Annotated in this window: 20 protein-coding genes; 15 read left to right on the forward strand and 5 right to left on the reverse strand. The window is 62.8% G+C overall.

The features are described 5' to 3' along the window. Positions 1-100 precede the first annotated feature (100 nt). Together P3T18_RS10350 and P3T18_RS10355 are read left to right on the forward strand one after the other, a co-directional pair. Positions 101-1,324, forward strand: a complete 1,224-nt coding sequence (locus P3T18_RS10350; protein ID WP_429299805.1) for an RtcB family protein — start codon at positions 101-103, stop codon at positions 1,322-1,324. 65 nt (positions 1,325-1,389) lie between these two features. Beyond that, positions 1,390-2,205, forward strand: coding sequence for a nucleotidyltransferase domain-containing protein (locus P3T18_RS10355; RefSeq protein WP_429299806.1), 816 nt, complete (start codon positions 1,390-1,392; stop codon positions 2,203-2,205). A 252-nt stretch (positions 2,206-2,457) separates the two neighbouring features. On the opposite strand, the gene gyrB is transcribed toward P3T18_RS10355, so the two are convergent. The 3 genes from gyrB to dnaA form a co-directional block, all read right to left on the reverse strand. Beyond that, a complete protein-coding gene (gyrB, locus tag P3T18_RS10360; protein WP_429299807.1) occupies positions 2,458-4,929 on the reverse strand; it encodes a DNA topoisomerase (ATP-hydrolyzing) subunit B in 2,472 nt (823 codons plus the stop codon). A 113-nt stretch (positions 4,930-5,042) separates the two neighbouring features. After that, positions 5,043-6,146 carry a DNA polymerase III subunit beta gene (gene dnaN / locus P3T18_RS10365; RefSeq protein WP_429299808.1) on the reverse strand — a complete coding sequence of 368 codons (1,104 nt, stop codon included), beginning with the start codon at positions 6,144-6,146 and terminating at the stop codon, positions 5,043-5,045. A gap of 219 nt (positions 6,147-6,365) precedes the next feature. Further along, on the reverse strand, positions 6,366-7,997 hold the full coding sequence (gene dnaA, locus P3T18_RS10370) for a chromosomal replication initiator protein DnaA (protein WP_429299809.1): 1,632 nt from the start codon (positions 7,995-7,997) through the stop codon (positions 6,366-6,368). Positions 7,998-8,391: 394 nt separating this feature from the next. On the opposite strand from dnaA, the gene rpmH reads away from it, so the two are divergent. The 4 genes from rpmH (at position 8,392) to yidC (ending at position 11,076) form a co-directional block, all read left to right on the forward strand. After that, complete coding sequence (gene rpmH / locus P3T18_RS10375) at positions 8,392-8,526, forward strand: 50S ribosomal protein L34 (RefSeq protein ID WP_004198824.1); 135 nt, start codon at positions 8,392-8,394, stop codon at positions 8,524-8,526. A gap of 29 nt (positions 8,527-8,555) precedes the next feature. Beyond that, entirely contained in the window at positions 8,556-9,038 is a 483-nt protein-coding gene (locus tag P3T18_RS10380; protein WP_429300087.1) for a ribonuclease P protein component, read from the forward strand. 118 nt (positions 9,039-9,156) lie between these two features. Next, positions 9,157-9,387: a membrane protein insertion efficiency factor YidD gene (gene yidD / locus P3T18_RS10385; RefSeq protein ID WP_081936011.1), complete on the forward strand. Its 231-nt coding sequence runs from the start codon at positions 9,157-9,159 to the stop codon at positions 9,385-9,387. Between the two features lie 30 nt (positions 9,388-9,417). Continuing rightward, positions 9,418-11,076, forward strand: a complete 1,659-nt coding sequence (gene yidC / locus P3T18_RS10390) for a membrane protein insertase YidC (RefSeq protein WP_429299810.1) — start codon at positions 9,418-9,420, stop codon at positions 11,074-11,076. A 129-nt stretch (positions 11,077-11,205) separates the two neighbouring features. Here the strand turns inward: yidC and P3T18_RS10395 are convergent, their stop codons facing one another. Then, the gene (locus tag P3T18_RS10395) at positions 11,206-11,610 is read right to left on the reverse strand and encodes an XRE family transcriptional regulator (RefSeq protein WP_429299811.1); all 405 of its coding nucleotides are present in this window, start codon (positions 11,608-11,610) and stop codon (positions 11,206-11,208) included. Between the two features lie 391 nt (positions 11,611-12,001). Between P3T18_RS10395 and mnmE the strand changes: the two genes are divergently transcribed. The 3 genes from mnmE (at position 12,002) to P3T18_RS10410 (ending at position 15,088) form a co-directional block, all read left to right on the forward strand. Further along, positions 12,002-13,396 carry a tRNA uridine-5-carboxymethylaminomethyl(34) synthesis GTPase MnmE gene (gene mnmE / locus P3T18_RS10400; protein ID WP_429299812.1) on the forward strand — a complete coding sequence of 465 codons (1,395 nt, stop codon included), beginning with the start codon at positions 12,002-12,004 and terminating at the stop codon, positions 13,394-13,396. Positions 13,397-13,572: 176 nt separating this feature from the next. Continuing rightward, complete coding sequence (locus P3T18_RS10405; protein ID WP_429299813.1) at positions 13,573-14,769, forward strand: tyrosine-type recombinase/integrase; 1,197 nt, start codon at positions 13,573-13,575, stop codon at positions 14,767-14,769. Between the two features lie 157 nt (positions 14,770-14,926). Next, positions 14,927-15,088 (forward strand): hypothetical protein, encoded by a 162-nt coding sequence (locus tag P3T18_RS10410; RefSeq protein ID WP_429299814.1) that lies wholly within the window; start codon positions 14,927-14,929, stop codon positions 15,086-15,088. An 89-nt stretch (positions 15,089-15,177) separates the two neighbouring features. Here P3T18_RS10410 and P3T18_RS10415 read toward each other — a convergent pair whose 3' ends face one another. Further along, complete coding sequence (locus P3T18_RS10415) at positions 15,178-15,498, reverse strand: ecotin precursor (protein WP_429299815.1); 321 nt, start codon at positions 15,496-15,498, stop codon at positions 15,178-15,180. Positions 15,499-15,806: 308 nt separating this feature from the next. Between P3T18_RS10415 and P3T18_RS10420 the strand changes: the two genes are divergently transcribed. The 6 genes from P3T18_RS10420 to P3T18_RS10445 all read left to right on the forward strand — a co-directional run bounded on the left by P3T18_RS10420 (position 15,807) and on the right by P3T18_RS10445 (position 23,577). Then, positions 15,807-17,432, forward strand: coding sequence for a methyl-accepting chemotaxis protein (locus P3T18_RS10420; RefSeq protein ID WP_429299816.1), 1,626 nt, complete (start codon positions 15,807-15,809; stop codon positions 17,430-17,432). Between the two features lie 63 nt (positions 17,433-17,495). Beyond that, complete coding sequence (locus P3T18_RS10425) at positions 17,496-17,960, forward strand: chemotaxis protein CheW (protein WP_429299817.1); 465 nt, start codon at positions 17,496-17,498, stop codon at positions 17,958-17,960. Continuing rightward, positions 17,957-19,441, forward strand: coding sequence for a CheR family methyltransferase (locus P3T18_RS10430; RefSeq protein ID WP_429299818.1), 1,485 nt, complete (start codon positions 17,957-17,959; stop codon positions 19,439-19,441). Before P3T18_RS10425 ends, P3T18_RS10430 begins: the two co-directional genes overlap by 4 nt. Continuing rightward, complete coding sequence (locus P3T18_RS10435) at positions 19,434-20,123, forward strand: chemotaxis protein CheW (protein ID WP_429299819.1); 690 nt, start codon at positions 19,434-19,436, stop codon at positions 20,121-20,123. Before P3T18_RS10430 ends, P3T18_RS10435 begins: the two co-directional genes overlap by 8 nt. After that, positions 20,120-22,543, forward strand: a complete 2,424-nt coding sequence (locus P3T18_RS10440; protein WP_429299820.1) for a hybrid sensor histidine kinase/response regulator — start codon at positions 20,120-20,122, stop codon at positions 22,541-22,543. Before P3T18_RS10435 ends, P3T18_RS10440 begins: the two co-directional genes overlap by 4 nt. A gap of 17 nt (positions 22,544-22,560) precedes the next feature. Continuing rightward, positions 22,561-23,577 carry a chemotaxis response regulator protein-glutamate methylesterase gene (locus P3T18_RS10445; RefSeq protein WP_429299821.1) on the forward strand — a complete coding sequence of 339 codons (1,017 nt, stop codon included), beginning with the start codon at positions 22,561-22,563 and terminating at the stop codon, positions 23,575-23,577. Positions 23,578-23,585: the final 8 nt, after the last annotated feature.

Here is a 23,585-nt window from a genome sequence, read left to right on the forward strand (position 1 = left end):
AACGTGTGAGGTATAGCCGTGCAGTGCGACTGCACGCACGGAAAAAGTCGGCGCAGCGCGTTGGCGCGCGCCGCCAAACAGAAACAGATTGGATAGTGAAATGAGTGAACTGGACTATCAGGTAATGGAGCTTGCGAATGGCAAGCCGGTGAAGATGTGGACGAACGGCGTCGCCGTCGAAGAAGAAGCGCGCGCCCAGTTGCGCAACACTGCGCAGATGCCATTCGTTTTCCGACACCTTGCGGTAATGCCGGATGTGCATCTCGGCAAGGGCTCGACGATTGGCAGCGTGATTCCGACGAAAGGCGCAATCATTCCGGCCGCGGTCGGCGTCGACATCGGGTGCGGAATGATGGCCGCACGCACGACGTTGACAGCATCGGATTTGCCGGACTCGCTCGCCGGGTTGCGCAGCGCAATCGAACGCGCGGTGCCGCATGGTCGCGCACCGGGACGACGCGATCCGGGTGCGTGGGGCAACCGCGCGCCGGCTGCGGTCGATGAAATGTGGAGCACGCTGCAGCCAGGATTCCGGCGCATCGTCGACAAGTACCCGAAGCTCGAGAAAACGAACCACTATGCGCATCTCGGGACACTCGGCACGGGCAACCATTTCATCGAAGTGTGTCTCGACGAAAGCGCTAGCGTGTGGTTCATGTTGCACAGCGGTTCGCGTGGCGTCGGCAATGCGATCGGCAATCTGTTCATCGAACTCGCGCAGAACGATATGCGTCAGCACATCGCCAATCTGCCGGATCGCAACCTGGCGTATTTCACCGAGGGCAGCCAGCATTTCGACGATTACATCGAAGCCGTCGGCTGGGCGCAGGATTTCGCGCGACGCAACCGGCTAGCGATGATGGACGCGGTGATCGGCGCGACGCGAAGTGTGATTGGCAAGCCGTTCAGCGTGGACGAACACGCCGTGAATTGCCACCACAACTATGTGCAACAGGAACGTCACTACGGCGAAGACGTGCTCGTCACGCGCAAGGGAGCCGTCTCTGCGCAGAAAGGACAACTCGGCATCATTCCGGGTTCGATGGGTGCGAAAAGCTTCATTGTGCGTGGGCTCGGCAATCCGGAGAGTTTCTGCTCATGCAGCCACGGTGCAGGCCGGACCATGAGCAGGACGGAAGCTAAGCGCCGCTTCACCGTTGCTGATCAGGTTAGGGCGACGGAGGGCGTGGAATGCCGGAAGGACGCCGGCGTTGTCGACGAAATTCCGATGGCCTACAAGGACATCGATACGGTAATGGCAGCGCAGAGCAGTCTCGTTGAAGTTGTCCATACACTTCGTCAGGTCGTTTGCGTAAAGGGATAACGCGGCAGGAATAGCGCGGTCGGCGATGGAGGCCCGGCTGGCGCCGCATAATCAAAGGAAACGTGATGAATAGGAAAGAAGAACTAAAAATGGTGCGCAGCGAGCACCCAGTCGCCGAAACTGTTCGTGCGCGCGTGCTGGCCGAACTCGCGGATATCGAAAGCCGTCACGATGTGACCGTGTTATTTGCGTGTGAGTCGGGTAGCCGCGGCTGGGGTTTTGCGTCGCCGGACAGCGACTACGATGTGCGCTTCGTTTATGCGCACCGCCGTGACTGGTACTTGCGCGTCGAGCCGCAGCGAGACGTGATCGAAAGGCCACTCGACGACGTACTCGACGTCAGCGGTTGGGAATTACGAAAGGCGTTGCAACTGTTGCATCGCTCGAATCCAACGCTGCTCGAATGGCTCGACTCGCCAATCGTCTATCGCGAGGACATGCGCTGGGCGCCGAGGCTGAAGTCGCTTGCATCGGCGTTTTTTTCGCCGATGCGCGGACGGCATCACTATCTGTCGATGGCGAAGAAGAACTTTCGCGGATATCTACAGGGCGATACGGTTCGCTTCAAGAAATATCTGTATGTATTGCGACCGCTGCTCGCTGCGAGGTGGGTCGACATGGGACTCGGGATGCCGCCGATGCGGTTTGCCGATCTTGTCGCCGGCACCGTGCATGACTCGACGATACTAACTGAGATCGATGACCTGCTTGCGCTCAAGATGCGCGCGAACGAAAGCGACTACGGGCCACGTCGACCGGCGATTCACGCGTTGATCGAATCGATGCTCGCCGACGCCGAACTTGAACGCGAATACAAGCGCCCATGGGGCGAAGTGGCGATGCTCGACGCTTTTTTGCTCGACGTACTTGAAGGCACATGATGAACAGGTGACGTAGCGCTTCTTGCGTTGCGTTGCCTGTTTGTCTACCGCCGACTTCCTGGCGCCACTGACTTCTGTCGAGGCGATACGCCGCCGCGCCGTCTGTCATATTGATGATAGTTGCCTGGTTTTGCAGCCGCTGCCAACTTCTTCGATCAGAGAGCAAGACTCGGACTATCAAGAAAAAGACCCATAAGTTTCTCAACTTATGGGTCCCGGATTTTCAGGTCAGGGGTTTATTTGCAACCCACCTCAAACATCAATATTCCCCGCCCGCAACGCATTCGACTCGATAAACGCGCGCCGCGGCTCCACATCATCGCCCATGAGCGTGGTGAAAATACCGTCAGCCGCAATCGCATCCTCGATCTGCACGCGCAGCAAGCGACGCACCGTCGGGTCCATCGTGGTTTCCCACAACTGGCCGGGGTTCATCTCACCGAGACCCTTATAGCGCTGCTTGGAGACGTTGCGCTCGGCATCCGCCAGCAACCATTTCATCGCCGACTTGAAGTCGGTCACAGCCATGCTGCGCTCGCCACGTTTGATGACAGCGCCAATCCCAATCAAACCCTTGAAGGTATTCGCGGTATTGATCAGCTGCTGATAATCGGCGGTCAGCTGGAAATCCTGATCCAGCACGGAAATCTTCTGATTGCCGTGATGCGTGCGCGCGACGCGCAGCGAGCGCAACTCACGCACCGGGTCGTACATTGTCGTGACCTTGACTTCAGGCTTCAGCGGGTCGTCGCGCAGCTTCGCTTCCAGAGCCACAGCGGATGCGTCCGCCGCTTCTTCGCTGGACAGATCGACAGCGATGCCATCCATTATTGCCTCGAGCGCGCCCGCGTCGTACAAGCGGCTCAGGCGATTGACCACGGCCTGCGCCAGCAAGTAAGCGCGCGCCAATTCGCCGAGCGCGTCGCCGGTGATCGGCGTAGCACCTTCGGCCGCCACGAGTTCCGAACCCTGCAACGCCAGCTTCAGGATGTGCGCGTTGACTTCGGCCTCGTCCTTCAAATACCGCTCGTCCTTACCCGCCTTGATCTTGAACAGCGGCGGTTGCGCGATGTAGATATAGCCGCGCTCGATCATCTCCGGCATCTGACGATAGAAGAACGTCAGCAGCAGCGTGCGAATGTGCGCGCCGTCCACGTCAGCATCGGTCATGATGATGATGCGGTGATAACGCAGCTTGTCGAGGTTGTAGTCTTCCTTGCCGATGCCGCAACCCAGCGCGGTAATCAGCGTGACGATCTGCTCGGAGGAAAGCAGCTTGTCGTAGCGCGCTTTCTCAACATTGAGCACCTTGCCGCGCAGCGGCAGGATCGCCTGAAACTTACGGTCACGCCCCTGCTTCGCCGAGCCGCCTGCCGAGTCGCCCTCGACGATATAAATTTCGGACTTCGCCGGATCTTTTTCCTGGCAATCCGCCAGCTTGCCAGGCAAACCGACGCCGTCGAGCACGCCTTTGCGGCGCGTCATTTCGCGCGCCTTGCGCGCTGCATCGCGCGCACGTGCCGCGTCGACAATCTTGCTGCAAATGATCTTGGCGTCGTTCGGCGTTTCGAGCAGGAATTCTTCGAGCGCCTTCGCAACGACGTCTTCGACCGGCGCGCGCACTTCCGACGACACCAGCTTGTCCTTGGTCTGCGCGCTGAACTTCGGCTCCGGCACCTTCACCGACAGCACGCACGAAAGTCCTTCGCGCATGTCGTCGCCCGACGTCTCGACCTTCGCTTTCTTCGCGACTTCGTGATCGTTGATGTACTTGTTCAGCACACGCGTCATGGCCGCGCGCAGGCCGGTCAGGTGAGTGCCGCCGTCGCGCTGCGGAATGTTGTTCGTGAAGCACAGCACGTTTTCGTTGTAGCTGTCGTTCCACTGCATGGCCACTTCCACGCCTACGCCGTCTTTCTCGCCGCTGATGTGGAAAATGTTCGGGTGCAGCACGGACTTGTTCTTGTTGATGTACTCAACGAAACCCTTCACGCCGCCCACGAAAGCGAAATCCTCTTCCTTGCCGGTGCGCTGGTCGAGCAGGCGGATTCGCACGCCGTTATTCAGGAACGACAGTTCGCGAATGCGCTTGGCCAGAATGTCGTAGTGATATTCGATGTTGCCGAAGATGGTTTCGTCGGCGAGGAAGTGCACTTCGGTGCCGCGGTTTTCGGTGTCGCCGGTGATCTGGATCGGCGAAACGGCCACACCGTCGATTTCTTCGATGATGCGGTTTTGCGGCACGCCACGGTGGAATTCCATGAAGTGCTTCTTGCCGTCGCGACGGATAGTCAAACGCAGCCACGCCGACAACGCGTTCACGCACGACACGCCCACGCCGTGCAGGCCGCCGGACACCTTGTAGCTGTTCTGGTCGAACTTGCCGCCGGCGTGCAACTCGGTCATCACGATTTCAGCGGCGCTGCGCTTCGGGTCGTGCTTGTCGTCCATCTTCAGACCGGTCGGCACGCCGCGGCCGTTGTCGGTGATGGAAATCGAGTTGTCCGCGTGAATGATCACCTGGATGTCGTTGCAATGCCCCGCCAACGCTTCGTCGATGGAGTTGTCCAGCACTTCGAATACGAGGTGGTGCAGACCGGTCCCGTCCGATGTATCCCCGATGTACATCCCGGGCCGCTTGCGCACCGCCTCCAGACCTTCGAGGATCTGAATCGAGGATGCGCCGTAGCTGTTGTCGGGTTGCGAATTGTTCGTTTCAGTCATGGATTTTTTCCGGTTCTGCGTTGCTGCAAGGTTGCTGCTCGGGACTTTTCAAAACACCATAAAAACGCCAAAGGGGCGCTGCGCCCCTTGGTGTGTTCTGGATTTTGGACGCGTTAGATGCGCATCGGCATCACGACGTATTTGAATTCGTCGTTCTCGGGAATCGTGATCAACGCGCTGGAGCTGGCGTCGCCCAGGCTCACTTGCAACGTGTCGACCTTCAGGTTCGCGAGCACGTCGAGCAGATACGTGACGTTGAACCCGATATCGACGCTGTCGCCGTCGTACGCGATTTCCAGTTCTTCCTGCGCCTCTTCCTGATCGGCGTTGGTCGACATGATCTTCAACTGGCCCGGCTCGATGATGCAGCGCACGCCCTTGAATTTGTCCGACGTCAGAATTGCGGCGCGTTGCAACGAACGCTGCAGTTCTTCACGGCCGATCACGAACTGATTCTTGTGCGACTTCGGAATCACACGCTGGAAGTCGGGGAATTTGCCTTCCACCAGCTTCGACACGAGTTCGACCTGGCCGAACGTGAATTTCACCTGCGTGGGCGCGATGTCGATCTTCAGCGTGTCGTCGATGTCTTCCAGCAGACGCTGCAGTTCGAGAATCGTCTTGCGCGGAATGATGACTTCCTGGCGCGGGAACGAGCCCTCGATCTTCATGGACGAGAACGCCAGACGGTGGCCGTCGGTCGCGACTGCCATCAGCTGGTCGCCATCTACCACCAGCAGCATGCCGTTCAGGTAGTAGCGAATGTCTTGCTGGGCCATCGAAAAATGGACCATGCCGAGCAACTGGCGGAACGTTTTCTGGGGAACCACCAGGTTCGCGCCGAAGTCTTTAGCTTGAGCGACAGTCGGGAACTCGTCGGCCGCCAGCGTTTGCAGGGCAAAGCGGCTTTTGCCGGATTGCACGGTCAGACGCTTGTCGTTCAGCGTGAGCGTAACTTGCCCGTCGGGCATGGCACGCAGGATGTCGAGGAGCTTTCTTGCTGCTACCGTGGTCGCGACCGAATCGCCGCCCACGCCGAAATCGGCACGCGTGGTGATCTGCAACTCGAGGTCGGTCGACAGGAACGACACGTCCGGGCCGTTCTTGGTAATCAGCAAATTGGCGAGGATCGGCAACGTATGGCGGCGTTCGACGATGCCGCTCACGGTTTGCAGCGGCCTGAGGAGGTTATCGCGTTCGGTCTTGACCAGTTGCATAGAGTTCCTTCGTTGATAAGACGGCCTGCGCGCCTTGCCAGACGGCTTTCCCGCGCGCAGCCGCGACTCCCCGCCGGCGCTACGCAGCGCCTGTCACGGCGTGAATTCCGCCCGCGGCCGCCGGGCGGTTAAACCTGTATTGTGCCTGAAAACGGGAGCGCCCCACTAAATTGGGGGCGAGTTCCGAAATAAACAGGTCGTTTTTTCATCCCAGGCTGCTCAACCCTTGAGCGTTTGCTCCAGAACGTGCAGTTCGTGGTTCAGTTGGGCGTCTTTACTGCGCTCGTCGGCAATCTTGCGAACCGCGTGCAGAACCGTAGTGTGGTCGCGGCCGCCGAACAATTCGCCGATTTCCGGCAAACTTTTCTGCGTCAGCTCTTTCGCCAGATACATGGCGATCTGCCGCGGACGCGCGATGTTCGCCGGACGCTTCTTCGAATACATGTCCGCGACCTTGATACTGTAGAAATCAGCCACGGTCTTCTGGATGTTTTCCACCGAAATCTGCCGGTTTTGTACCGTCAACAGGTCTTTCAGCGCTTCTTTCGTCAGTTCGATCGAAATTTCACGGCCATGGAACTTCGAGTACGCGAGGATCTTGCGCAGCGCGCCTTCGAGTTCGCGCACGTTCGAACGCAAATGTTTCGCGACGAAAAACGCGACGTCTTCGTTCAGACTGACGAACTCCGATTGCGCCTTGCGCATCAGAATGGCCACGCGCATCTCCAGCTCCGGCGGCTCGATGGCCACGGTGAGGCCGGAGTCGAAGCGCGAGATCAGGCGGTCGTCGATACCCGAAATTTCCTTCGGATACGTGTCGCTGGTGATGATCACCTGCGCCTTGTTGGCCACCAGCGCCTCGAACGCGTAGAAGAATTCTTCCTGCGTACGCGATTTGCCGGAAAAGAACTGAATATCGTCGATCAGCAGCAGGTCGAGCGAGTGGTAGTAGCGCTTGAAGTCGTCGAACGCCTTGCGCTGGTACGCCTTCACCACGTCGGATACATATTGTTCCGCGTGGATGTAGCGAATCCGCGCGCCGGCCTTGTCCATCAGAAGCTGGTTGCCGATGGCGTGGATCAGGTGAGTCTTGCCCAGACCGACGCCGCCATACAGGAACAGCGGGTTGTACGAGATGCCGGGATTGTCCGCGACCTGAATTGCCGCAGCGCGCGCCAGTTGGTTGGCCTTACCGGTCACGAAGTTGTCGAAGGTCAGGACCGGATTGAGCTTGGAACGCTCGTACATCGAGTCGTTTTCGCCATTGCCGTTCGAGCCCGCGCTCTGGCCCGGACGCCACGTGCGGCGAGCGGCCGCGGCTTCGTTGGCGTCGAGGCTGGGAAGATCGAGGTCGGCGGCGTCATCAGCCGATGCCCGCGCGTTGGCGTTCTGTTCGGCAGCTGCGCGCGCATTCGCGTTGAGGTTAGCCATGGCGCTGTTCGCGCCGTTGGAACGCGCGGCCTGCGACGCCTGGACTGCACCGACGGCGGCGTCCACCGCGGCCGAGCCGCCATTCGAGGCAGACGAATAGCCACCGTTGCCGGCAGGCGAGGAAGCCGGGCGAGCCGGCGCCGGCGCTGCTGCTACGGGAGCGCGCATGCCTGCTTTCGGGTCGAGCACGAATTGGACATCGACCGGCGCCTGCCAGAAATCGCGGGCCATATCGGCAATGCGGCCGGAGAACTGGCTCTTGACCCAGTCGAGCTTGAAGCGGTTCGGCGCGGCGATGCTAAGCGTGTTCGCATCGGCGTCGAAGGCGACCGGGGCCAACGGTTTGATCCACGTCACGTACTGCTGGGGCGTCAGCTCGCGCTCCAGCAATGCGGAACAGTGTTGCCAGAAATCGTTCATCGAGTTGCTGTCGTTATGATGTGCACGGAGGTTCGCCGCTGCCCCTGTCGCGCAGCCGCAACAAGGCCCTGAGCAGTCGGCCAAACCAGGCGTAAGCGCTCCAGGCGCTTGTGCCACAAGGGTTTGCGGGCGCAAGCGAGCCGGAGCGGCGTGCAGGATTTTTGGGAAGTAAGGCGAGATTCTAACGCCAAAACGGAGCCGAAAGGGAGTTATCCACAGGGACGGATCATCCGGCGAAGTCTTCCTGGAGCAAGGCCGAACCAGGCTAAACTATTGACGGCCAACGGAAAACGGGTTTAAATAGCGGGTTCCGCGAAAACCAATTCAGTAAACCACCGGCCATTGCGCTTTCAGCGATGATCGCGCGGTTATTTTTCGATCAAGTGAGAGCAACATGAAACGTACTTACCAACCTTCCGTTACCCGTCGCAAGCGTACCCACGGCTTCCGCGTTCGCATGAAGACCGCAGGTGGCCGCAAGGTCATCAACGCACGTCGCGCGAAGGGCCGCAAGCGCCTCGCCATCTAAGGCAGGCGAGCGGATTGCGCGCTCCCTTTATGCCGGACGAGACCTGCGGTAACGCGGGAACGGTTGGGGCGCCGCAACAGGGCTCGGTTCCGTTGCGAGCGCAAGCCGCCTTCCCCAAAGCCGCAAGGCTACTGAAAACGGATGAATTTTCATCCGTTTTTCGTTTGCGCCCGTGGCGCCGTACTGCGCACTTCGTCGTGTACGGCCGGCCCACCGGCAACGACGCACGCCTCGGCCTCGTAATCGGCAAGAAATATGCGCCGCGTGCGGCCACGCGTAATCTGGTACGCCGCATTGCGCGCGAAGCCTTCCGGTTGCGTCGCGCGGAATTCGGCGGTTGGGATGTGCTGCTGCGTCTGCACACGCGCTTCGACAAGAAAGCTTTGCCGAGCGCGTCGTCGCCCCCGTTGAGGGCGCTGTGCCGCAGCGAGATAGAGGCGCTGCTCGATAAGGCAGCGCGCGAAATTGTCCGTCGCGAGGCGCCGCCCGCGGAAGCGCCCAAGACGGAATGACGCTCAAGTGAGCGCCCGCTTCGCAGTTGTCCGGCTTGCCGGAGCAGCTTCGGCAGCTCCGCTGCACGGGCCTCACCCGGTACTCCACGTTGCGCGGCGCCGTCCGGCCGCTTCAGCCATGCAAACGGTACTCTTCGCTTTATTGCGTTTCTACAAGGTTGCCGTCAGCCCCATGCTCGGCAACCGGTGCCGTTTTTACCCTTCCTGCTCTGATTACGCGCGCGAAGCAATCCAGTATCATGGCGCCGCGCGCGGGACTTATCTCGCCGCCAGGCGTATTTGCCGCTGCCACCCGTTTTCCGCGGGCGGCATCGATCTCGTCCCGCCTCCCACTTCTGAAAAGCGCTGACGCGCCGTTCCATCGACACTGAGACAACGCATGGATATCAAACGCACCGTCCTATGGGTCATCTTTTTCATGTCAGCGGTCATGCTGTTCGACAACTGGCAACGCGACCACGGACGCCCGTCGATGTTCTTCCCGAGCGCCACGCCGACCAAGACCGTCGGCAGCGCCGCACCGGGAACCACGACGCCGGGAACCCAGCCCGCCGATTTGCCGGCCACCAACGCAGCAGCACCGGGCAATGCGCCAGCGGCAGCGCAATCGCAACTGATCAAGTTCAGCACCGACGTCTATAGCGGCGAGATCGACACTCGCGGCGGCACGCTGTCGAAGCTGTCGCTCGTCAAGCAGGGCGACGGCAAGCAGCCTGACCTGGTCATCACGCTGTTCGACCGCACCGCGAACCATACGTATCTGGCGCGCACGGGTCTGCTCGGCGGCGATTTCCCGAACCACAACGACATCTTCACGCCGCTGCCGAACCAGCCGCACGATCTGACGGGTGACGAAAAGTCATTCCAGATCAGCTTCGAATCGCCGGTCAAGGGTGGGCTGAAGGTCATCAAGACCTACACGTTCACGCGCGGCAGCTATGTGATCGGCGTGGACACGAAGATCCAGAACGTCGGCACGGCACCCGTGAGCCCGTCGGTCTATATGGAACTGGTGCGCGACGACCAGCCGGTGGAAACGCCGCGCTTCTCGCACACGTTCATCGGACCGGCTGTCTACACGGAGCAGCACCACTTCCAGAAGATGACGTTCAGCGACATCGACAAGAACAAGGAAGACTTCGTCAATTCGGCCGACAACGGCTGGATCGCGATGGTGCAGCACTATTTCGCGTCGGCGTGGATTCCGCAGCAAGGCGCCAAGCGTGACATCTACGTCGAGAAGATCGACCCGACGCTGTATCGCGTCGGCGTGAAGCAACCGGTGGCCGCTATCGCACCGGGTCAGACGGTCGACGTGTCGGCACGCCTGTTCGCCGGTCCGGAAGAAGAGCGCATGCTCGAAGGCATCGCGCCGGGCCTGGAACTCGTGAAAGACTACGGCTGGGTGACGATCATCGCGAAGCCGCTGTTCTGGCTGCTCGAAAAGATCCACAGCTATGTCGGCAACTGGGGCTGGTCGATCGTGCTGCTTACGCTGCTCATCAAGGCCGTGTTCTTCCCGCTGTCGGCGGCGAGCTACAAGTCGATGGCGCGCATGAAGGCGATCACGCCGCGTATGCAGGCGCTGCGCGAACGCTTCAAGGGCGATCCGCAGAAGATGAATGCCGCGCTGATGGAGTTGTACAAGACCGAGAAGGTCAATCCGTTCGGCGGCTGTCTGCCGGTCGTGATTCAGATTCCGGTGTTCATCTCGCTGTACTGGGTGCTGCTGTCGTCGGTTGAAATGCGTGGCGCACCGTGGATTCTCTGGATTCACGATCTGTCGCAACAGGATCCGTTCTTCATCCTGCCGGTGTTGATGGCCGTCTCGATGTTCCTGCAGACCAAGCTGAACCCGACGCCGCCGGACCCGGTTCAGGCAAAGATGATGATGTTCATGCCGATCGCATTCTCGGTCATGTTCTTCTTCTTCCCGGCCGGTCTGGTGCTGTACTACGTCGTGAATAACGTGCTCTCGATCGCCCAGCAGTACTACATCACGCGCATGATGGGGCAGTCGAAAACCAAGGCAGCCTGACGCCGATTTGCCATCGACGGACAATCCACCGCGATTCGTCCGTCAGACGGCAACGGTCGATACAGACAAGCCGCAAAAAAAGCCGCCCGGTGCAAACCGGGCGGCTTTTTTATTTGCTTCACGTAACGCTTATTCCTCGTCGTCTTCGCCGTAGAAACGGTCGATCATTTCTTCCACGAGATTGCGGTCTTTCGGCGTGAGCGAAGCGATCTTCGAAGCCAGCTCGATCGTCTCGGGCGACGGCGGATAAGGCTCGCCGCGCGGCACCTGCCGCTGACGCACACCCGGCGAGGGCCCGTAGTGCAACCAGTGCACTTCCACCTTCAACCACTCAGCCAGCGTCTGCAACTTATCCGGCGTCGGAATCGTCGTACCCTTGAGCCACTTGTGCGCGGTTTGCGGCGAAACCGGCTGAGCGCCCCGATGCCGGAGATTGAATTGCTCGGCGAGTTTCGTCCCACCGCGAATTTTCAGCGGCTCCAATGAATCCCTCAGCCGCTTGGCGAAGGCGTTTTTTTCTTTAACGGTTGGCATGCGCCAGATTGTGCAATTCAGCGCATCACCAGTTGACAACTACGCAAGCTAATGATTGCCTTATTTAAGATAGCTTTTAGCTTGAATCGTGTGATGGACAATGGATGCCGGCGATGTCACTTTTTCTGAAAATTTCCTTATTTGACGCGGCTTTCCGCGCCCCGTTGTCTCAAGACCGCACAGCCAGTTCTTAAGAGTCGCGCTTGCCATCCTAGCTTGTTTAAGATAAATCTTAAATTCGCAGCTGGGAGTTGTCGACGGGTCGATCGAGGACGGATACGAGCCGCCAGCCCTTCCCGCCCGCGAATCGATATCGACGCCCGCGTTACAATGCCTCGCGCCGTGCCGACAGCGGCGCGCCGCCCTTCTCTACGTATTCTTCGCCCTTCCCATGCTCGCCACCGATTCCGATCCGATTGTCGCCATAGCCACCGCTCCCGGTCGAGGCGGCATCGGGGTCGTGCGGATTTCGTTCGGCCGCGCGGGCGAAGCGGCGGCGCAACCGCTGATGCAGGCGCTCACCGGCCAAACGCTGGCGCCGCGCCACGCGAGCTATGTGCCGTTTCTCGACAGCAACGGCAGCGCGCTCGACCGTGGTATCGCGCTGTATTTTCCGGCGCCGCATTCCTACACCGGTGAGCACGTGCTCGAGTTGCAGGGCCACGGCGGACCGGTCGTGCTGCAACTCGTCCTGCAACGTTGCATCGACGCCGGTCGTGCCTTCGGACTGCGTCTGGCCGAACCGGGTGAATTCACGCGTCGCGCGTTTCTGAACGACAAGCTGGATCTGGCGCAAGCCGAGGCGGTCGCCGATCTGATTGAGGCCAGCACCGAAGCCGCCGCGCGCTCGGCCGGACGCTCGCTCGACGGCGCGTTCTCGCGCGACATCCATGCGCTCGTCGAAGACGTCATCACGCTGCGCATGCTGGTGGAAGCAACGCTTGATTTCCCTGAAGAAGAAATCGACTTTCTCGAGGCGGCGGATGCCCGCGGCAAGCTCGCCCGCATTCGCGAGCGTCTGGCCCACGTTCTGAGCGAGGCACGTCAGGGCGCGTTGCTGCGTGAAGGCTTGTCGGTCGTGCTGGCCGGTCAGCCGAACGTCGGGAAATCGTCGCTGCTGAATGCGCTGGCGGGCGCGGAACTGGCCATCGTGACACCGATCGCCGGCACCACGCGCGACAAGGTCGCGCAAACCATCCAGATCGAAGGCATTCCGCTGCACGTGATCGATACCGCCGGGCTGCGCGACACGGAAGACGAGGTCGAGAAAATCGGCATTGCGCGGACGTGGAGTGAGATCGAGCGCGCCGACGTCGTCTTGCATCTGCTCGATTCGCGCACCGGCATGACGGCCGAAGACGAACTGATCGCCCACCGTTTTCCCGGAGGCGTGCCGGTGGTCCGTGTGCTGAACAAGACCGATCTTGCCGGCCTTGCGCCGTCGGTGAACACGCTCGACGAGACCGCCGAGTTGAGCGAAGTGCGCCTCTCCGCGAAGCAGGGCGACGGCGTTGCGCTCCTGCGCGACGAACTGCTGAGAATCGCAGGCTGGCAGGCCGGCGCCGAAAGCGTTTATCTGGCGCGGGAGCGTCATCTGATCGCGCTGCGCGCCGCCGCCGAACATCTGGCCACGGCCGCCGCACACGCGGACCAGAACTCGCAGGCGTTGGATCTCTTCGCGGAAGAACTGCGCCTGGCGCAGGATCAATTGAATTCCATCACCGGTGAATTCAGCTCGGACGACCTGCTCGGCGTGATTTTCAGCCGGTTCTGTATCGGCAAGTAAGCACGTAAATCGAACCCCGAAAAATGGCTTCGAATTCGGCTCAAATGCGCAAAATTCCAACGCGCACATCCACCACCGCCACGACATTTGTAGACCCAAATAGCGGCAAATCATTGGTACACAAACCGTTCCCGGTTTAAACTCACGGCATCCGTGTATCGACGATTCCGCTGCTCATGCCGAAGCTCGCTGTTCCCCTCACCGAAAGCCAGGTGCGCGCCCTCGAACCGCGCGCCGTCCGCTATTCCGTCGCAGACGGCAACGGCCTGGTCATCGAGGTCATGACCACCGGGACCAAGGTCTGGCGCTTCCGTTATTCGCTGGGCGGCAAGCGTCAGCCGCTGGCGACCATTGGCGACTACCGCATGATTTCTCTGCGCGTCGCGCGGGCGAAGGCGCAAAAGTATGCGGAAATGGTGGCCAACGGCGTTTCGCCGGTTGCCACGGCACGCCGCGATCGTGGCGCGGAAGCCAAAGCCGAGGTGCTGCGCGAAGGCGCCGAGCTTTATCTCGCAACGGAAATGGCGGGCAAGTCGGACGAATACCGCCGCACCACGCGCCGCGCGCTCGACAAAGACGTGCTGCCCGCCATCGGCGCCAAGCCGATCAAGTCCGTGACGGACGCCGATGTCCGCGCAATCTGCGAGCAGATCAAAAGCCGTGGCTCGCCGAAGATGGCGCTGCATACGCGCAACGTCGTCAAGCGCCTCTACGAATTCCTGATTGCCCGTCAGCTTGCCACCGCCAATCCGGCCGAACTCGTCCCGGCGCGCTTCATCGCGACGCCCGACAGCCGTACCCGCGTGCTCGCGCCTGACGAAATCGGCGCGATGCTGCGCGCAATCTATGCGTCCGACATTCGCCGTCCGCTGAAACTGGCGCTGCATCTGCTCGTGCTGACCATGGTCCGCAAATCCGAGTTGATCGAAGCAAGCTGGTCGGAATTCAATCTGGATAAGGCGCTCTGGAAAATTCCCGCCGAGCGCACACCGAAAGAGCGCGAACATCGCGTCTACCTGTCCAGTCAGGCGGTCGCCTTGTTGCGCGAACTTCAGGCTTCGCGCACCGCGGCGAGCTTCGTGTTCCCGAGCGTCAGAGGAGACGAGCGGCCGATCGCAAAGAGCACGCTCAATCAGGCCGTGAAGGCGCTCGGTCTCGACGTCGAACATTTCGTGCTGCACGATTTCCGGCGCACGGCGTCGACGCATCTTCTGGCGATGGGACAGCCGGCCGACGCCATCGACAGCGCCCTCGCCCGCGTGGCCAAAGACGCCGACGCCCAACCGGCCGCCCGCGCCGGACAGAAAGAAGCGCAGCGCAAGACCTTGCAACTATGGGCGGATTTTGTCGACGCGCAGATGAGCAGCAGATGAACAACCGGTGAACCGCGAGCGGACGCCCGCCAGCCCCACCTTCGGCCATCTACGTCTTTCTCCCCGCGCTTGCCGCCAACCGTTTTTTTCACCGCTGCTTTCCGTCGATCCATCGCCTAAACTGGAAAATTGACGTGGCCCGACACGGAGGCTCCCCATGTCTGAATCCTTGATGGCTTACCTGCTGGGACCTTTGGTCATGATCGTGATCGGTGGGGCGATCTGGGCTGTGTCCCACTCGCGTCACAAGTCGAAGCCCGAACGCCTGGAGCGCTGGCTCGACACTCACTATGCCGAGTGGTTACACCACCGCCATTGAATTCGTCCCGTTGATACAAAAAAGGCCGTCGCGCATTGCGACGGCCTTTCTGTCTTTGCCAGCCTTCTGCCGGGCTTAGATTACGCCCGTTACCAGCCCTGCTGCTGCGGATAACCGTATTGCGCCGGCGGCGGAGCGCCGCATGCCACATAGGCGCGCTGATACTGGTCGTAGCAATATCCCGGCGGCGGCCCGGCGTACACCGGCGCCGGCTGATAAACCGGCTGCGCATACACGGGCTGCTGATACGCGACCACGGGCGCGGGATTCAGCGCCGACGTCACCACCGCACCCAGCACCGCGCCGCCGATCAGCGCACCGACTACATCGCCCCCGTTGCCATGCGCGGACGCTTGTCCCGCCATGCTCAGGCCACCGACCATCAACAACGCAACCGCAATCTTTTTCATGTTTTCGCTCCCGCCGTTTAGGCATGGAACAGATTGTGGCGGTGCCGCGCCGAAATAGATGCTGCAAGTGGTAACGGGGCATTACCGGTGTAACGTGGGTACGGCGCCACACCGAGTCCGCGACGCGGTCAGGAAAACCCGTTAGAGGCCATGCACGAGCCGCCTGATTCCCCCGATCAATGTAAAATTCGCCGACATAAGCCGTCGGACGAATCCGACGACCCGCAAAGCTTTCCGGTCTATCGATCACGCGATCGTGAGCGTCGAGCGACAGGCATCGAGACAAGCAAAAAGTAAGGGGCGTTCGCGTGAAACAATGGACCATCCGGCAACGGATTCTGTGCAGCTTCGGCATTGTGCTGATCGTCATGCTGGCCATGGCAGTCGTCACTTTCGAACAGCTCGGCGGCATCGATCGCAACGCGAAGAGCCAGCAGCAGGACTCGATGCCCGGTCTCTACTACGCCACGGCGATGCGCGCCGCATGGTTCGAGAACTACACGGTCACGCAGCGACTGATCTACGTCGACGGCGATCCGGAATCGGTGAAGCGCGACACGTCCCGCCTCAACGACACTCAGCAAACGCTTCAGAAGTTGCTGAACGATTACGGCGGCACGATCTTCCGCCAGGCCGACCGCGACACCTTCAACGACTTCCGTCAGCAACACGCCCAGTACCTGCCGATCCAGGCGTCGCTGCTGAACGCTTTGCCCACGTCGAAAGACAACGCCGCGCGCATCTTCAACTCGCAACTCACGCCGACCTGGGAAGCGGGCCGGCTGGCCATGCGCAAGCTGGTCGACAACAACAAGGGTTACGCCGACGAAGCCGCCGAAAGCATCCGCAGTTCGGTCGAAGCCACGCGCATCGTGTTGCTGGTCATGCTGCTGATCGCGGCGATCGTCGCCGTGCTGGCCGGCTACTGGCTGCTACGCGCCGTCACGACGCCGATGGCGAAGGTGCTGCAGGTGGTGGACGTGATGCGCACCGGCGATCTCACGCAGCGTTTGCAACTGAATCGCGCGGACGAAATCGGCGCGCTCGAGGCGGGCTTCAATCGCATGACGGACGAACTGACCGCGCTGGTCGGACAGGCGCAGAAGTCGGCCGTGCAGGTGACGACTTCCGTGACGGAAATTGCCGCGACCTCACGCGAACAGCAAGCCACCGCGAACGAAACCGCGGCGACCACTACCGAGATCGGCGCGACCTCGCGTGAGATTTTCGCGACGTCGCGCGATCTGCTGCGCACCATGAACGAAGTCTCGGAAGTCGCCGGCCAGTCGGCGGCGCTCGCGGGCACCGGTCACGCCGGCCTCGCGCGCATGGAAGAAACCATGCGCCTCGTGATGGAAGCGGCCGGTTCCGTCAACGCCAAGCTCGCGATCCTCAACGAGAAGGCGAGCAACATCAATCAGGTGGTGGCCACCATCACCAAGGTCGCGGACCAGACCAACCTGCTCTCGCTCAACGCGGCAATCGAAGCGGAAAAGGCCGGCGAATACGGTCGCGGCTTCGCGGTGGTCGCAACCGAAATCCGCCGTCTCGCCGACCAGACCGCTGTCGCCACTTACGACATCGAACAGATGGTCAAAGAAATTCAGTCGGCGGTCGCCGCCGGCGTGATGGGCATGGACAAGTTCTCCGAGGAAGTGCGGCGCGGCATGCTCGACGTGCAGAACGTGGGCGGCCATCTCACGCAGATCATCCAGCAGGTTCAGGCGCTCGCGCCGCGCTTCTCGATGGTCAACGAAGGCATGCAGACTCAGGCCACCGGCGCCGAGCAGATCACCCAGGCGCTGACGCAGCTGTCCGAGGCCGCGCAGCAGACGGCGGAATCGCTGCGCCAGTCGACCCAGGCGATCGACGATCTGACGCACGTCGCCAACAGCCTGCGCACCGGCGTTTCGCGCTTCAAGGTGCAAGCCTGACGCCCCGCGGCGGGCCATTCAGGCATTGCGCCAGCCCGCCACTTCACATCGACGCCCACGCCCATGCTCTTCATCCTCTTCACGCTCGATAGCGAACGCTACGTGATCGACGCGACGCAGGTTGAGCGCATGATGCCGCTCACGCCGCATGCACCGCCGCGTCAGATTCCCGGCGCACCGGCGTGGGTCGCAGGCGTGGCCGAGTACGACGGCGCGCCGCTGCCGGTGATCGATCTGCCCATGCTCGCGCTTGGACGACCGGCCGCGCAACTGATGTCGACGCGTGTGGTGATCGTGCGCTATCCGTTCGCCGGCACGGTGCGCCTGCTCGCGCTGCTGCTGGAAAACGCCACGCGCACCATCCGTCTCGACGCCGCTGCCTTCCGCGATGCCGGCATCGATATGCCGAACGCGCGTTATCTCGGCCCGGTCGCAAGCGAAGCCGGCGCGCTGGTGCAATGGATTCGCGTCGAACATCTGCTGCCCGACGACGTCAAGGCATTGCTGTTTCCCGAGGCGCACGCATGAACGCGCATCACGACAACGCGCCGCTCTACCGGCGCTTCGCCGATCTGCTGTATCGGACCATCGGGCTCGACGCGGCCTCGCTCGGGCATCACGCCATCGAGCGCGCCGTGGACGTGCGCTTTGCCGCCTGGTGCGCGGACGGTCACGCGGACGCCACCCTCGCGGACTACTGGGACGCGGCGCAGCGATCGCCGGCCACGATCCAGATGCTGGTGGAAACCATCGTGGTGCCGGAAACCTGGTTCTACCGCGACGTGGAAGCGTTCAGAGCGCTCGCGCGGCTTGCGCAGGAACGCCTCGCGCAACGTGGCACGGCTTTCCCGCTGCGCGTCCTGAGCCTGCCCTGTTCGACCGGTGAGGAGCCGTACACGATCGCGATGACCCTGCTCGATGCCGGCATCGACGCGGCGCATCTGCGCATCGACGCGATGGACGTCAGCGAACGCTCGCTCGCCGTCGCGCAGCGCGCGGTCTATGGACGCAATTCGTTTCGCGGCAACGCGTTCCCGTTTCGCGACGCCCATTTCACGCGTACCGAAGACGGCTGGCGGCTCGCACCGCGCATCGTCGACGCGGTGCGCTTTACGCGTGCCAACCTGATGCAACTCGACGCCACCGCACTCGGCGTCTACGATTTCGTGTTCTGCCGCAACGTGCTGATCTACTTCGATCGCGACGCGCAACACGCCGCCTTGCAAGCGCTCGATAGCGTGCTGGCCGAGAACGGCACCTTGTTCGTCGGTCCGTCCGAAACCGGCGTGCTGATGCGTTACGGCATGCAGTCCGCGAAAATTCCGTTGGCGTTTGCGTTTCATCGCGCCGCGCCTGGCGAAGCCGCAACCGCCAGTTGGTCCACCGCTCCGCTCGCGACAGCCGCCGCACTCGCGATGACACACGCGCCGGTTCCGGCGCTCGCGCCGCTGCAGGTTTTCTCGGCTGCGCCGTTTGCATGGCCCGATCCGGTGGCGCCGTCGCCTTCGAACGCCGACGCGGTGCACGCGGGCATGGCCGGCGCGTCGGCGGACACGCACGTCCCCACAAACCCGGCGGCCCATTTGCCGCATGCGTCGCCAGGTACGTTGCCGCCTAAAGCGGTTTGGCCCTCGCCCGCTCACGCACTCGCGCGCGACCCTGCTGCGGCGCAAGCCAGCCTGCCGGTCAACGCGGCGCGCGAGACCTTGCAGGCGGCGCAGACATTGGCCGATGCCGGTCAGTTGAGCGAAGCAGCCGTCATGATCAATGCCTATCTGGAACAGCACGCACCGCACGCCGACGCGTTCTATCTGCTCGGCGTGCTGGCCGATGCCAGCGGCGAAAGCCAGCAGGCGCGCGGTCACTATCGCAAGGCGCTGTATCTCGATCCGCAGCACGCCGAAGCGCTCGCGCATCTGGCCACCCTGCTCGAACTCGAAGGCGATCGCGCCGGTGCGCGTCTGCTGATGCAACGCGCCTCGCGCGTACAGGGAGCCCAGCGTGGCTGAGCAGACCGCCATCCATCAAGCGAGCTTCGACGACTGCTGGAACCGCATCGGCGTGCGCGGCGACTCGTCGTGCGAGCGTCTCGAGGAATACGTCCGTTGCCTGAACTGCCCGGTGTTCGAAACCGCCGCCGCCAGGCTGCTCGAACGGCCGATTCCGCTCGTGGATCTGGCGCGGCACGAAGCCGGCGCCACAACGCATGCGCAGCATCAGCCGCGCGGCGCGACGCAATCTTTTCTCGTGTTCCGGATCGGCGACGAATGGCTTGCGCTGCCCACCGCCATTTTCAAACGCATCGTGCAGACGCGGCCGGTCCACACGTTACCGCACCGACAGCATCGCGCCGTGCTCGGCGTGGTCAACGTGCAAGGTGAATTGCTCGTGTGTCTGTCGCTCGCGCATCTGCTGGGCTTCGAACCCGACACCGCTTCGCGCGACGACCGGGCGCGTCACGATATGCCGCGCCTGCTGGTGGTGTCGCGCGCCGAGGAACACGCGGTGTTTCCGGTCGATCAGGTGGACGGCGTGCATCGGCTCGCGGTCGATACCTTCTGCCCGCCGCCCGCCACGCTGTCGCACGCAGCGGCTGCGCATACTCGCGCCGTGGCGCCGTGGCGCGGCATGAGCGTCGGCCTGCTCGACGCCGACGCACTCTTCGACACCTTGAACCGGAGCCTCGGATGACGGACGACCCGCGCCGCCCGTCGCTGATCGACCTCTTCCGCGAAGAAGCGCGGACTCAGGCACGCGTGCTCAACGACGGCCTGCTCGCGCTCGACCGCACGCCGACCGACGCCGCCGCGCTGGAGGCCTGCATGCGCGCCGCGCATTCGCTGAAAGGCGCGGCACGAATCGTCGGTGTGCAGGTCGGCGTCGAACTCGCGCACGCCATGGAAGATTGCTTCGTCGCCGCGCAGGAAGGCCGCGCGTTGCTCGACGCCGCGTGGATCGACGAATTACTGCGCGGAGTGGATATCGTCGCGCGCATCGGCAACGACGAAGACGACTCGGCGCAGGACGCAGTCGGCGCCTGCGTGACGTCGTTGCAGGCGCGCATGGCGAATGTCGCGCCGCACGGCGCGGCACCGCGCCGGGATGTCGCTGCGCCCGAAGCGGCCGCCGCGCCCGACGCTTCGTCTCCCGCCGAATTCGATCCCGACGCTGCCTTCAACGAAATCGCCCGCGCTCTGCGCGCCGAAGCCGACGCGGCGGCCAGCGCTCCGGCGGCCTCGGTGCCGGTTCAAACGGTTGCCGTCGACGTAACACCCGCGCCCGCCGCTGCGAGCGTTGCGGCTGCTGCGGTAGAACCGTTGCCGGCCGCGACACCTGCGCCGGCCAGTCCATCCGGCAACGAAGCCGGCCGCATGTTGCGTGTGCGCGCCGACAACCTCGACCGTCTGCTTTCGCTCTCCGGCGAGTCGCTCGTGGAGTCGCGCTGGCTCAAGCCCTTCGCGCAATCGATGTTGCGCGTCAAACGCGTGCAACGTGACAGCACGCGCGCACTGGACCAGTTGCACGAAACACTCGCCGATCTGAAGCTCGATCCGCGCGCGCAAGCGATGCTCGAAGAACTGCGCCGCCTCACGGCCGAGTCGCAACAACTGCTGGCCGAACGCCTCGCCGATCTCGAAAGCTTCGACCGCCGCTCGACGCATCTGTCGCAACAGCTTTACGACGCCGCGTTGCAATGCCGTATGCGTCCTTTCGGCGACGGCACCAGCGGCCTCGCGCGCATGGTCCGCGACGTGGCGCGTTCGCTCGGCAAGAAAGTGCGCTGGCAACTGGTCGGCGAAGCGACCCAGGTGGACCGCGACATTCTCGATCTGCTCGAGGCGCCGCTCGGTCACATGCTGCGCAATGCAATCGACCACGGCATCGAAGCGCCCGCCGTGCGTCTCGCGCGCGGCAAGCCGGAAGAAGGCACGCTCACGCTCGACGCGCGTCACACGGCCGGCGCGCTGCTGATCTCGGTATCCGACGACGGCGCCGGGATCGACCTCGCGGCGCTGCGTGAATCGATCGTCCGCAAGAAGCTGGCGAGTGCAGAAACCGCCGCGCGGCTCTCGGAAGCCGAGCTGCTCGAATTCCTGCTGTTGCCGGGCTTTTCGCTGCGCGATCAGGTCACCGAAGTCTCGGGCCGCGGCGTGGGACTCGACGCCGTGCACGACGTGGTCAAGCGCGTGCGCGGAACGGTGCGCATCACTCACGAACCGGGCTTCGGCACGCGCGTACAACTGCAGTTGCCGCTGACGCTCTCCGTGATCCGCAGCCTGCTCGTCGAAATCGCCGGCGAACCGTACGCCGTGCCGCTCGCCCACGTGAATCGCACGCTGAACGTGAGCCGCGCCGACATCGAACTGCTCGAAGGCCATCAGCACATCGCTTTCGACGGCCGCCGCATCGGCGTCGTCACCGCGCATCAGATTCTGGAAACCGCGCCGTCCGCGGATCAAACCGACGCGGTCAGCCTCGTCGTGATCGGCGACGGTGCGCAAACTTACGGTGTGGTGGTGGACCGCTTTCTCGGCGAACGCATGCTGGTCGTGCAGCCGCTCGACCCGCGGCTGGGCAAGATTCGCAACATCACGGCGGGCGCGTTGATGGAAAACGGCGACCCCGTGCTGATCGCCGATGTCGACGACTGGCTGCGCTCGGTCGAAAAGCTCGTCGCCGGCGGCGATCTGCAACACGCGCGGCAAGGCGCCGCGCAAGCCGCGCAGCGCACCACGCGGCGCGTGCTGGTGGTCGACGACTCGCTCACCGTGCGCGAACTCGAACGCAAGCTGCTAGCCACGCGCGGTTACGACGTGACGATCGCCGTCGACGGCATGGACGGCTGGAACGCCGTGCGCGGCGAGCGCTTCGATCTCGTCATTACCGATATCGACATGCCGCGCATGGACGGCATCGAACTCGTCACGCTCATCAAGCGCGATCCGCAGTTGCAGTCGCTGCCGGTGATGATCGTGTCGTACAAGGATCGCGAAGAAGATCGCCGCGCCGGATTGAATGCCGGCGCGGACTATTACCTCGCGAAAGGCAGCTTTCACGACGAAGCATTGCTCGACGCAGTGCGCGACCTGATCGGCGAAGCGTACGGTTAAACCCACGGGTGACAAGCATGAAGATCGGAATCGTCAACGACATGCCGCTCGCCATCGAGGCGCTGCGGCGGGCGCTCGCGGCGCGCCTCGACTACGACGTGCTGTGGGTCGCGCAGGATGGCCAGCAGGCGCTCGATTTCTGCACGGCGCAACGGCCCGACATCGTTCTGATGGACCTCGTGATGCCGAATGTCGACGGGATCGAGGCAACGCGGCGTATCATGGCGCGCGCGCCGTGCGCGATCCTGATCGTGACGGTCGACGTGGGCGCCAACGCGTGGCGTGTCTACGAAGCGATGGGCGCGGGCGCGCTCGATGCCGTGGATACGCCGTCGCTGAGCGGCCCGGACGCACACAAGAGCATCGCCATGCTGATCGCGAAAATCGACCGCATCGGCGCGCTGGTGAAGGAGCGCAACGCGCCCGGCGCGGCCTGCGCGACGCCGTCGGCCAATCCGACCAGCCGCGAGACGCCGCTGGTGGCGATCGGCGCGTCGGCGGGCGGCCCCGCGGCGCTCGCGACCTTGCTCGCCGGCCTGCCGAAAGACTTCGCCGCCGCCGTCGTGATCGTGCAGCACGTGGACGCCGCGTTCGCTGCCGGCATGGCCGACTGGCTCAACCAGCAGTCGGCGCTGCCGGTACGGATCGCGCTCGAAGGCGACCGTCCGCAAGCGGGCGTGGTGCTGCTCGCCGCGACCGACGATCACCTGCACCTGAAGTTACCCAACGTGCTCGGCTATACGCGCATACCGGCGGAAACGCCGTACCGGCCGTCCGTCGACGTGTTCTTTCATAGCGTGGTGGCGCGCTGGCCGGCGCGCGCGGTGGGCGTGCTGCTCACCGGCATGGGACGCGACGGCGCAATCGGCCTCAAGGCGATGCGGACCAAGGGCTATCACACGATCGCCCAGGACGAGGCGACCTGCGCGGTGTACGGCATGCCGAAGGCGGCCGCCGCGCTCGACGCCGCCGCCGCCATCCTGCCGTTGCCGCGCATTGCGGCAGCGGTGGTCGCGGCCGTGTCGGCACGTTAGGGCGCGTC

The sequence above is a fragment of the Paraburkholderia sp. GAS199 genome (assembly GCF_050436585.1).
Lineage (GTDB): Bacteria > Pseudomonadota > Gammaproteobacteria > Burkholderiales > Burkholderiaceae > Paraburkholderia.